Source organism: Phaeodactylibacter xiamenensis (assembly GCF_965229835.1).
Classification (GTDB): domain Bacteria; phylum Bacteroidota; class Bacteroidia; order Chitinophagales; family Saprospiraceae; genus Phaeodactylibacter; species Phaeodactylibacter xiamenensis.
In genome coordinates this window covers 5,837,403-5,848,961 of record NZ_OZ245931.1, presented here as the reverse complement: position 1 = coordinate 5,848,961, position 11,559 = coordinate 5,837,403, and the positions used below count along the sequence as shown (strand labels likewise).

The following is an 11,559-nucleotide window of genomic DNA, read 5'->3' as shown; positions in this document are numbered from 1 at the left end:
AAACTAAAATTCATGGATGCACTAACCAAACCAACCACTGAGACGATTCAGGACACCTTCCCCATCAACGGGACGGACTACATAGAATTTTACGTAGGCAATGCCAAGCAGGCTGCCCATTACTACCAAACGGCTTTCGGCTTCAAACTGATTGCCTACCGCGGGCCGGAGACTGGCGTGAAAGATACCGCCTCCTACGTGCTGCAGCAAGATAAAATCCGCTTTGTGCTTACCGCTGCCCTAACGCCCGATCATGAGGTAGCCAGGCATGTGCTCAAGCATGGAGATGGGGTAAAAGTCCTGGCGCTGTGGGTGGACGATGCCGAAGAAGCCCACCGTATCGCGGTAGAACGCGGTGCTAAATCCTTCGCAGCGCCTCAGCGCATCGAGGATAAAAACGGGCATGTCGTTACGGCCTCCATTTATACCTACGGGGAGACCATTCACACTTTTGTGGAACGCAGCAGCTATGCCGGCCCATTTCTGCCAGGATTTGTAGCCATGGAAAGCCCAATGGAAGTTAAGCCGATTGGGCTAAAATACGTCGACCACTGTGTAGGCAACGTCGAGCTCGGGCAGATGAACGAATGGGTAAAGTTTTACCAGGATGTAATGGGCTTCAAACTGCTCGTCACCTTCGACGATAAGGACATTTCCACCAAGTACACTGCTCTGATGAGCAAGGTGGTCTCCAATGGGAATGGCTACATCAAATTTCCCATCAATGAACCCGCTCAGGGGCTGAAGAAATCTCAGATTGAAGAGTACCTGGATTACTACCGCAGTGCCGGCGTACAGCATATCGCCATCGCCACAGATGACATCATCCATACGGTAGACGAACTGCGCCGCCGGGGCGTAGACTTCCTGCGTGTGCCGGACACTTATTACGAAACGGTACTGGATCGGGTAGGTGAAATCAACGAAAGCCTGCAGGAACTCAAGCGCCTGAATATCCTCATTGACCGGGATGACGAAGGCTACCTGCTGCAAATCTTCACCAAGCCAGTGCAGGACCGCCCAACGGTATTCTACGAAATCATTCAGCGGGAAGGGGCCCGTTCTTTCGGCAAGGGCAACTTCAAGGCCTTATTTGAAGCCATCGAGCGGGAACAGGAGTTAAGGGGGACGTTGTAGGCTGTTAGATCGTGGTGATTTCCAAAATCACCACGATCTTTACTCTCTTGGGAGCGACTAATACTAGCTCGTCCCTCCCGCTGCGTGATGGCTTTGTGGGCGGCGATTTGCATTTCGTTGAGCTGGGTGGTGCCCAGCTTTTCTAGCATGGTTTGTGGGTCTTTTTGTTTGGACATGGGGCTGAGGTAGGGAAAAAGTAGACGGGAGTCGATTGAAAAAGCGCCCACCCACATCCTAATGTAGCCTTACCCTCGGGGGATTATCCGAAAGCGATCGGCCATAAAGCCCGGGAAGGGAAAGGCAAAGGTTATACCAACGACATAATAGCTTGCTCCAGTATCACACATCTTAATTTCCCAGAGACGATGAATATTTGGATCAACGACCCACCATTTATCCCCAATGATCGCTGGGTTGAGCGTATATTTCAAATTTTGGTTCACTTAATGAACTGTTTTGAACCAAAAGCGGTTAATCCAACAAAATACAGTCTTATGAAATCCCTGACCATCCACAATCTGGATACTGAGGTGTCAAATGCGATTGAAGATATTGCCAGGCGCACGGGCTTAAGCCAAAACAAAGTAATAAAAAAACTCCTTAGAGAGGCCTTAAACCTTGAAGACACTAAAGAGCCCCGACAGGATTTTGCAGAATTTTGTGGGTTGTGGTCAGGCGGAGAAGCCGAATCTTTCAGTAAGGCGGTCGGTACCTTCGATCAAATTGACGAAGAAATGTGGCAATGAGAAAAATCGTTTTAGACACTAATGCCTATAGCCACCTGATGGAGGGAGACAAGCAAGTACTGGAAGCTTTGAATGAAGCCGACAAAATTTACTTACCTGTTTTTGTAGTGGCGGAGTTGTTGTTTGGATTCAAAAATGGAACCAGAGAAGCATGGAATCGGGATACCCTGAAAAAATTTGAATCCAAAAGTATTGTTGAACGGTATTTCCCCACAGATGAAACTATTGAAATATTTAGCGATGTTTTCTCATCCCTAAAAAAGGCAGGCAACCCAATTCCCATTCATGATATCTGGATAGCTGCTATCGCTATCGAAACGGGCAGTGTTATTGTTACTTACGACAAACATTTTCTGCAAATAACTCAAGCAAGGGTTTGGAGCTGATTCGCATACGCCGATTACCAGATCAAACCTTACTATATAAAATTAAGCTTGATCTTATGCATTAGAAAGGCCTATTTCAGGAAACTTGAGCAAAACACAGTCCCCGAGAGCCGGCTTTACAGGCAGTTATAGTCTGACAACAGGGGCAGCACATCCCTTCACGCTGCAAGCTCTCACCTCCTAATTCAACAGCCGCTTCATAAGCGCCTCGCGCCAATTGCTCCCAAGTGGCAGTCGCTTGTCACCGATAATCAGCTCGCTTTCTACCACCTCCTCAATATGGCGCAAATTGACCAGGTAGGATCGGTGCGTACGCTGGAACCACTCAGCAGGCAGCAGCGCTTCGAAGTTTTTCAAAGCCATCGTCAGCTGAAGGTCCTTGGTGAACGCGATGTCGGTCATTTGCGCAAGCAGTTCCAGGCGCTGCTCTGGCTCGGTAGTGGCGCTGTAAGCTTGCTCCAAACATGCACCAAGGACCGTTCCCACTTAGCGAAGGGGAAGTTGCATTTTATCAAAGCACCGGGTAACCTTTTCGGAGCTTATAAAATAGACAGTCGATCAATCATTTCAACACTAAAATTCATTATCGTGAAAACCACATTCTTTTTTATCGCCCTGTTTTTGGGTAATATGATGATCCTGAACGCGCAGGAACTACTCCTGCCCGTGTCCACTCCATCGGAAACGGCGAAAGCCGAGTACGTAAAGGCATTAAGAGCAGCTGAGGACGCCAACATACCCGTCTTTTTCGAAAGGCTGAACGCCGCTGTAAAAACAGACCCCAACTTCTTCATGGCTCATGCTTACATAGCCCTGGCACAAACCTCCTTTGGGCAGTACGAAAATGCAGTCCCAAGTATCAAATCCGCCCTCGCAGTTGATGCGGAAGGCCTAAATAAAGGGGAGCGTATTATCCGGCAGGCTCTGCAAACGCTTGAAAAAGATCCCAAAGCGGACATCGCCGAATCTATGGCCTCGCTGACGGAAGCTTACCCGGAAACCGCACAGGCCTATGAACTCGCTGCAGTGTCTGCTTCCTGGATCAGCAAAGACGCTCAGGCTGCCAAGGAGTACAATCTCCGCTTGCTTGAACTGCGCCCCGGTCACGGTGGCACTTACAATGCCCTGGGGTACTCCTACATGGCACTCGGAGAAATGAGTGAGGCCAAAGCTGCTTTCGACAAATACCTTGAAGTATCGCCCGATGAACCCAATGCCTGGGACAGCATGGGCGAGTATTACATGGTCGCCAAGGACTATGCCAAATCGGCGGAATACTACGATAAAGCCGCTAAAATGGGTATGGAACTTGCTAAAGAACGGGCTGAGAAGGCACGGGCAGCCATCACTAAAAACTAATAAATGCCTATACGGTGCAGGGCAGGGCGGAATGATCCTGTCCGGCACCAACCCTTGAATATCAAGTTTATCTTATCAAATTATGCGTTGATCAACGCTACCCATCTTGTAAAACCACCAACCATGAAAAAACCACCCTTCTTTTTAGCCCTATTACTAAGTTGCCCATTGCTGTTAAGCGCACAGACCGCCTCCAATGAGGCCGATATGCACACCTTCGCACGCCAGTTTATGGCCGCCTATAACTCAGGTGATCATACTGCGCTGGAAGAAATGTACACGACAGATGCCATACGCATTGATACCGATGGCGAAACGACCAAAGGGGCGAAACAGATCGCTGCTGAACACGCAGAACAGCTACGGGGCAACAACGTCACCCTGCTGATCCGGCAAAACAGCCTCCACTGGTCCGATGCCGAGCACGCCTGGGTAGCCACAGGCACCTATGAAGTGTACGGCAAATCTGTGGTGTACGATATCGACATTGATTTCGCGGGCCACTATAGCAACACCATGCTGGAACAAAATGGGGAATGGAAAATCGCCAAAAGCGTGCTACAGCCGCTGGCACACAAAGACCCCAAAGTGGCCGCCAATATCAAGTTGTACACCGAGACCTGGGATGCCATCATCAACGAAGGCAGGTTCGAGCTTTTCAATGAGGAGCATTTCATGCCCGATGTAATCATGCATGCAGAGCCGGAAAACGTAGTCGGCATTGAAGGTATGAAGGGTTATTACAAGTCGCTGCTATCGGCTTTCTCTGATGGCCAATTCACCGTCAACAACATCTTTGGAGAGGGTGACCAACTGACCAAGCACTGGACCTTCCGGGGCAGGCACACGGGCGACTTTTTTGGCGTTCCGGCCTCGGGCAACGAAGTTGTCATGACCGGCAGCACCATCGTCCGCATGAGCCCCGATGGGCGGATTGCCGAGGAGCGGGACTTCATGGATAACCTGTCGATACTTTCGCAAATGGGCTTGGTCTTATCACCAGAAAAGTGATCCGATGAAGCTAACGGATACCAACGGGCGGCCTATCACCAAGCTGCCCGTTAGTGCTCCGCCACCATTTTATTGCCCAATAGAAAGCGGTCAGTCTGCTTACCGGCTTAAGCTAAGGGAGGAGCAAAATTGCATGCGCAACCGCATAGCCAATCAAATTACTCCCCCTCCGTCAACGGCGTAATCATAATATGCGCCCGGTGCGTGCCCGGGTTCATAATCCAGGGGTGGTGGGGCTCCACAGGGCGCTCTGGTAGTCCGGTGGAAGCAGCGGTGGCGAAAGGCATATAGACCACGTAGCGGTACTGCGCCTGATTCACCTCTCCCGTAGCCGGATCGTACTGCGCTTCGGGGCCATAGTAGATGTGCAGGGTAGCTCCTGTCTCTCCCATGTCAAGTTCGCCCGCCTTCACTTCCTTCTCGCGGATATCGAAGATTTCGTTGGCATTTTTGCCTTCGGCACGGAGTTCGCGGCCACGCGCCATAAAAGGCTCAAGGCTGCGGTGGTAGCAGGCGGCATTGAAGCCCTCCTGATTGGGGTTATCAACCAGGCAGATGAATTCGTTCGTCCCTTCCTTAAAGGTGACAAACTCTCCCGCCATATTGTAACCGATGACTTTAGCGCCTTCGCGGCTGGCTTCGGGGGCGGCCATCAGGGCAGTGGCCATCAGGGCTTCATCTGTGTCAATAGGCTGGTAGGTTACCGGGGACTCTTCCGGTTGAGTTGCGGTGGCTGCTTCCGTTTCCTGCGATTCCGGGGCATTACAGGCAAACAGCAAGCCCGACAGGGCAAATAGACAGATTAAGTTTTTCATGGCTTTGATTTTAGCTGATTTCCCTGAAGATAAGGGTTTTGAGGATAATAGGGGCTGATCTTTGGCGTCTTTTCCAAATCGTGCTACCTTGCGGCGTAGAAAGCAAAAACCGAACGGAATGGCAACACCGGAAGACCTGCAAGGCACCAAGGAACTGATCCTGCGCGATTTCGAGCTGCAGGAAGGCGACGAGCCTATTGCAACCGAAGAAGACCTCCTCCGCCTGCTGGCCGATCAGATCGCCGGGATGATTGAGTACAACCTGGAAGTGCTGCTCAGCAACCTCTACCGCCTCGATGTGCAGGAAACCAAAGTCAACTATGCCCTCTCCCCCCACTGTCCGGAACCTGCCAACGTTGCCCTGGCCCGCCTCGTATTGGAGCGCCAAAAGCAGCGGGCCTATACCAAAAAGCACTTTCAGCAGCCGGATTTGGGGGATTTGGATGGGCTGGAGTTGTGAGCCTCTTGCATGGAGCGGGACAAGCCCAACCTAGCATCTATTGGAAAGCAAGATCATAACCAAATTTACATCTGACTTCGAAGCTAAAGCACAAATGTTAATTAACCTAAACTTATTCCGCCGGAATTGGCACTATCCTGTTTTTTGCCTAGATTGTAACCATAACGCGTTCCAGCCACTTGCTCGAATGCGCCTTCTGTAACTAAACACCGTGTTATATTATGAAAAACTTATTTTTCCTTTTATCCCCCCCCCCTGCACTAGCTGTACATCAGAGCAGGGGTATGTTGGTAACTCTATTGCTTAGCGCTATGATGTTTTCCTTACAAGCACAAACAGTTTGTGACGATATTATGGTGAGAGTCAGTGCACCTATACAAATTGACTGTTACACCGTAAAAATTCCAGTTTTCTTTGGAGGTGGGAACAATTTTGATGCCTGTGATATGTTTGTTGAGGGCAATGTAACGGGTGCAAATGCTACCATTGACCGAGTAGAGTATCATCCTTCATTTAGCTCCTCTTTTGTAAATCTGTCTTCATTCTCCATTGAAGGTCCGTCCTCGTCAACCACGTATTTAAGTAATGTTAGTGCACCGCCTATTTTTGAAATCTATGTAACTACAGACCCCGGAGAATCGTTCACGCTAGAGTTTGATGAAATTTCATTTGACCTGGATGCAAATTGCTCTGGCACCCCATGTATGTTAGATGTAGAAATCGCAAGTGGTCATCCCGATGTATCTTATGACATCAACTCACCTGTAATGAGCGGTCCAACTTCTGCAGCGTGTGATATCAGCGCCAGCCGCGATATCGATATCTTTCTTGATTACAGCAGCCCGATCGCCGCGACACCTGGCGAATTGGTCGAAATACCAATCAAAGTCAGAGATAATGACAACCCCACTGCTGCGATGCTTAAATTGGAACGGCTTGACCTCGAGATTGCATATACTGATGTATATGGTGGGCTAGCATTTGAAATCGTAGAACCATTGACGACATTATCAAACACTTCTTTCAACTTTGGAGAAGACCTAAATACAGTGAGGGTAAATCTTAGTCCAACAATAGGAAATAGCTTCACGATTCCGCTAGACGGTACTAGTGGTGAAGGGCAATTCGGAATTCTTGAAGTGCAGCTACAAGAAGAACCTTTCGCGGATGGAGAAGCTATTTTTGCCTTTGAATACGCCCGGTTTAAGGAATACGATGCGGGCGGTGCCGGAGCTTGCTGCAGCCCCTCCACTCAAGGTGACGGTACAGTAACCTTCGATGCCGATGAAGGCTTCCCCTGTCAGGACAATGACCCGGAAGTGCTCATTTCCATTCAGGAGCCTACAGCCCTTGAAAACGGGGACCTATCTTTTCCCATTTTCCTGGAGGCTGCTACTGGCGTTCAGGATATCGTCTCCTTGACAGAATTATTGGTAGAGTTAGAACTGGATGCTGATGGAGGGCTGACTATTGATTCCGATACAGAAAACACGGTGGACCCTAATTATTGTCTGTCTACTTCTTGTTCAGCATTGGGCGGAGAATATCCTCAAAACGGAGACTGTATTGAAGTGAGGACAGGAGGTACAGAAGTATCTTTTGCCTTTTGTACCGGCCCGACAACAGCTGGGTACCCGGTCAGGCTTTTTAACCTTATTGTCAGCGGCGGTTCCTGTGGATGTGTAAACGATATCCGTATCAAGAGAGCACGGTGGGACTTTCCCGAAACAACAAATAGTAAATGTGTCTTGTCTATTGATAAATCGATTTTTGACAACAACCAAACCTTTTGTGCACCGAGCCACCAAATTGAGATCGGGTGTACATCCACTGTACCTGTACCTGGGAAAGTGAATTTATGCCAGTTGTCCCCTTCCAGCCCTGAATATGACTGTACTTCATCTCCACCCTGTAATGACGAAGTCTCAAGCTACGATTTCGGATGGTTCACATCTCCTGCTTGCAGTACTTCTGGCGACTATCAGCTCGCGGCCTGCAAGAATGACTTTTTAAGGTGCGGGGTATCAACTTTCGATATCTTTTTAATTACTCGCCACATCCTTGGATTGGCTCCTATTTCTGACCCTAAAACGCTAATTGCAGCTGATGTCAATGGGAGCGGCAGCATTTCTGTAACGGATCAAATTGCGATACGGAAAGTTATTCTGGGCATTGAAACTCAATTTAACCCCAACGTCCCAGCTTGGCGCTTTATCACTTGCGGCTATTCTTTTACCAATCCCAGCTCGCCCTGGAGCCAATTGCCTGATGCCTCTGTCTTTGACTATGTTGCTCCAAGTTTGGACGAGCCTTGCTTTGAAGCGATTAAAATGGGGGATGTCAATTGTTTTAACTTGCTTAATTGCGGAGATGAAGAGGTAGACGGTGAAATGGTTTTATTCCTGGGTGAGGAGACTACGGGCCTAAACCCTGGTGAAACAAGGGTTTATTTGGAGCCTGACTCCTTCAGAAATGTCGCTGCATTTCAGTTTGCCTTGCAGTTTGACGGTACTAAATTTGACTACGATACCCTGGCTCCACGAGACCTGGCCTATTCAGATGGAGACAACATCGGGCAATCTGAGGGGGGCAATAGCCTGCTCAGGTATGCCTGGTACGATGAGAGCGGCTACAGCAAAACACTCTTAGCCGGAGACGATGTTATTGCCTTATCCTTTGATAAACTCGTAAGCGGCAGTGCAGATTTATCCGGGTTTAGCCTTGATACTGCTGCACTACAGCCCATTGCTTATATGGCAGATGGGACGAAGCAAAAGATCACGCTTTCCATCCGTTCCGGGGGGAAGCTGGGCAACGGTTTCTTGCAGCAATCGGATAACACTCCTCTGGAAGAAAGCAACGAACAGAAATCAGCATTAGATGCACAAGTGTTGGTTGCCCCTAACCCCTTCAGTCAAAAGCTGCTGATCGACCTTGGGAGTACTCCTTCAGGCGCACAAGCCTCAGTTACTATTTTCAACAGTATTGGCCAGCAGGTCTGGCAATGGCAGGGCCTAACGGTTGGTGTTTTGGAAAGTTCTACCGCTTCCTGGCCGGATGGTGTGTACTACTATCAAGTAAAGATAGGTGAAGACATGACTTCTGGTAAGGTTATTAAAGGCCAATAAGACTTTAATATAGTTTAATTACCCAGCCCTTCAATATATGCAGGGCTGGGTATATATCCTTTTATTATGCGTACCATATTCCTCATTTTACTGATAATAGCCAGCATAAACAAGGGCAAAAGCCAATGCTGGGAAATCATTTACGATGGAGGTAATGATAATATTGTTTTTACAAACCTTGAAGTCTTAAATGACTCCGTATTTTGGGTAGTTGCCGGACTTGTAGAACAAGGGCAAAGCCTAGGGCTAAGAACAGAAGACAAAGGGGACTCCTGGAGCATCGTGACTTGGCCAAGCTCCATTTCTCACCCAAGTTCCATTGAACTCATTGATCATAACTCCGCTTTTATTGGGTCCTTTAAAAATAGCGTATATAAAACAGAAGACAAGGGCTGGTCATGGGGTGATGTAGATCTCCCTCCAGAGGGAGGTGGGACCCAAATCCGTTATATTGTTTTTAACAACGAAAATGAGGGCTGGCTCACTGTTGACAAAGGCTCTATTTTTCATACTCAAGATGGAGGGTCAAATTGGGTAGAAAAAGGAAACAATGTAGAAGATGGAATTCCTTTTTTTAGAGGTTTTCAGGCTCTAACAGATAGTGTAGCCTTTTTTTTTGGCTACCATGCATTCAGCAGCGCTAATTCAGCCCGAGTGTGGAAAACTATCAACAAGGGGGATACTTGGAATATTCTGAATTTAGGACTACCTACGAATGAAATAGGTTTCTTTTTCCTCAATCAAGACACAGGGTGGGTCGCAAGCCAAAACAACACCATTTATAAAACAATGGATGGGGGGGACACTTGGTCAGAATATACAGTTACGGACAACTCTGAAACTTATGGTTCTGCAATCCAATTCACTACCAATAGTATAGGCTGGGCAGGCGGAGCAATTTTAGATTCTCCAAACTTTTACAATGCATTTATTTCTTATAGCGAAGACGGGGGCGAAACCTGGGCAAGGCAACATTTAGCAATTGATACCTCTTATGTTCTTGACTATGAAAACGAAAATAGAATAAGAGAACTCCAAATGGTCAACGACACATTGGGTTATGCCATATCCAGCAGAGGCCGCATCTACCGATACCGGGGGCGCGCTGCCGAATGCGGGCCTGCCCCCGTATTGCTCGGCACTAACGTCTTGTCCCCCAGTTTCTCCTGGGCTGCCGCCGAAGGCTGCTTCGATGGGTACTATTTCCAAATAGGCAGCAGCCCAGGGGAGGATGACCTCCTGCCTCCAATTGATGTCAGGCTCGACACCTTTTTCCACGCTACGGCACCGCTCCCTGAAAACACCACCGCATACGCCACTGTGCGCCCCTATAACCACCAATTTGGGCCAGCACAAAGCTGCGAGTCTACCGTTTTCCTAACCCCGGACTGCCCTCCAGCCCCTATCGTCATCGATACCGGCTACTGTGCAGGCAGTCCATTGCTTTGGGGGGACAGCCTCATTAATGCGCCCGGCACCTATACCTTCCCGGCACAGGCGCTGACGGGATGCGACAGCACCACCGTACTCAAAGTAGAAGCCTATGCCCCTGATACCAGCTTAATCGATACTTTTTTCTGTAGTGGCAGCGATGGGCTGCTTTGGGGGGACAGCCTGTTGCCACAGCCAGGGGCATACACCTTTGCCTACCTCAATGCACAGGGCTGTGACAGCACCCTGCAAGTCATGCTCCAAGCCCGGAACAATAGCTATGTTGAGCTGGACACTGCCCTTGTGCCAGGAGCTTCCCTTATGGGCAACACCTTCTATACAGACACCACTTTCACGCAGCTACACCCTGCCGCTAACGGCTGCGACAGTCTCACCACCATCCACATAGAGATCATCTCCAATACCAGAGCTGCAGCCCAGCCTTCGCCCTGGCGTTGTTACCCTAACCCTGCCCGGGGCCTCCTCTGGGCGGAAGGCCCTTCACCCAATGCCCGGCTTCAGTTATGGTCTGCCGGAGGGCAGCGGACTGGGCTTCCCAAGCAAAGCCTCCCTGCACCTGAGAGGGCAGGGCGGTACAGGTATGCTTACAACATCTCCCATTTGCCGCCGGGGCTGTACTGGCTGCAGATCACCTGGGAGGGTGGGACAGCTTTGGAGAAGGTGGTGAAGATGTAATAGCCTGGTACGACCAGGGCGCTGACCTGGCTAGTGCGACTAGACCGAAATAGTTGACAGTCTTTTCACGCTTGAGCGCTTACTAGCGTTGGGCGTTAACTGTCAAGTATCTACGGCTCAATCCACTAGAAATATATTATATAGATTGCCCGTTATTTAATACTTGACAGACCACTAAATGCTCCGGGGCGTTGTAGGGCTCAAATGCCTTTAGCTTGCCCTGGCCCGCCTCGTACTGCAGGCCGCCTACATCAAAAAACACTTTCAGCAGCCGGATTTGGGGAATTTGGATGGGATGGAGTTGTAATTATACTGACGATTAAGTGGTTTGCCACAGCAAACCTACTCAATGCTTGCCCGTGTCTCCTCACTTGTGGGCTTTGGCCACTG

10 protein-coding genes and 1 pseudogene are annotated in these 11,559 nt (G+C 49.2%); 9 read left to right on the top strand and 2 right to left on the bottom strand.

Going from position 1 to position 11,559, the window contains the following annotated elements; genetic code table 11:
• Positions 1-12: 12 nt before the first annotated feature.
• The 3 genes from hppD (at position 13) to ACO08I_RS22180 (ending at position 2,269) form a co-directional block, all read left to right on the top strand.
• A complete protein-coding gene (gene hppD / locus ACO08I_RS22190) occupies positions 13-1,137 on the top strand; it encodes a 4-hydroxyphenylpyruvate dioxygenase (RefSeq protein ID WP_421947141.1) in 1,125 nt (374 codons plus the stop codon).
• 365 nt (positions 1,138-1,502) lie between these two features.
• Positions 1,503-1,883, top strand: coding sequence for a hypothetical protein (locus ACO08I_RS22185; protein WP_282784508.1), 381 nt, complete (start codon positions 1,503-1,505; stop codon positions 1,881-1,883).
• Positions 1,880-2,269: a type II toxin-antitoxin system VapC family toxin gene (locus ACO08I_RS22180; protein ID WP_044216208.1), complete on the top strand. Its 390-nt coding sequence runs from the start codon at positions 1,880-1,882 to the stop codon at positions 2,267-2,269. Before ACO08I_RS22185 ends, ACO08I_RS22180 begins: the two co-directional genes overlap by 4 nt.
• Positions 2,270-2,449: 180 nt before the next feature.
• On the opposite strand, the gene ACO08I_RS22175 is transcribed toward ACO08I_RS22180, so the two are convergent.
• The gene (locus ACO08I_RS22175; RefSeq protein WP_282784510.1) at positions 2,450-2,755 is read right to left on the bottom strand and encodes a LytTR family DNA-binding domain-containing protein; all 306 of its coding nucleotides are present in this window, start codon (positions 2,753-2,755) and stop codon (positions 2,450-2,452) included.
• Positions 2,756-2,857: 102 nt separating this feature from the next.
• On the opposite strand from ACO08I_RS22175, the gene ACO08I_RS22170 reads away from it, so the two are divergent.
• Positions 2,858-3,628, top strand: coding sequence for a tetratricopeptide repeat protein (locus ACO08I_RS22170; RefSeq protein WP_421947140.1), 771 nt, complete (start codon positions 2,858-2,860; stop codon positions 3,626-3,628).
• Positions 3,629-3,751: 123 nt separating this feature from the next.
• Positions 3,752-4,639, top strand: coding sequence for an ester cyclase (locus tag ACO08I_RS22165; RefSeq protein WP_421947139.1), 888 nt, complete (start codon positions 3,752-3,754; stop codon positions 4,637-4,639).
• A gap of 158 nt (positions 4,640-4,797) precedes the next feature.
• On the opposite strand, the gene ACO08I_RS22160 is transcribed toward ACO08I_RS22165, so the two are convergent.
• Complete coding sequence (locus tag ACO08I_RS22160) at positions 4,798-5,454, bottom strand: hypothetical protein (RefSeq protein WP_421947138.1); 657 nt, start codon at positions 5,452-5,454, stop codon at positions 4,798-4,800.
• 118 nt (positions 5,455-5,572) lie between these two features.
• On the opposite strand from ACO08I_RS22160, the gene ACO08I_RS22155 reads away from it, so the two are divergent.
• From ACO08I_RS22155 to ACO08I_RS22140, 4 genes and pseudogenes are all read left to right on the top strand, one after another.
• The gene (locus ACO08I_RS22155) at positions 5,573-5,914 is read left to right on the top strand and encodes a hypothetical protein (RefSeq protein WP_282775265.1); all 342 of its coding nucleotides are present in this window, start codon (positions 5,573-5,575) and stop codon (positions 5,912-5,914) included.
• A 221-nt stretch (positions 5,915-6,135) separates the two neighbouring features.
• On the top strand, positions 6,136-9,042 hold the full coding sequence (locus ACO08I_RS22150) for a T9SS type A sorting domain-containing protein (RefSeq protein WP_421947137.1): 2,907 nt from the start codon (positions 6,136-6,138) through the stop codon (positions 9,040-9,042).
• Between the two features lie 66 nt (positions 9,043-9,108).
• Positions 9,109-10,008: pseudogene (locus ACO08I_RS22145) on the top strand (YCF48-related protein); the annotation flags it as partial.
• A 72-nt stretch (positions 10,009-10,080) separates the two neighbouring features.
• Entirely contained in the window at positions 10,081-11,169 is a 1,089-nt protein-coding gene (locus ACO08I_RS22140) for a T9SS type A sorting domain-containing protein (protein ID WP_421949748.1), read from the top strand.
• Positions 11,170-11,559: the final 390 nt, after the last annotated feature.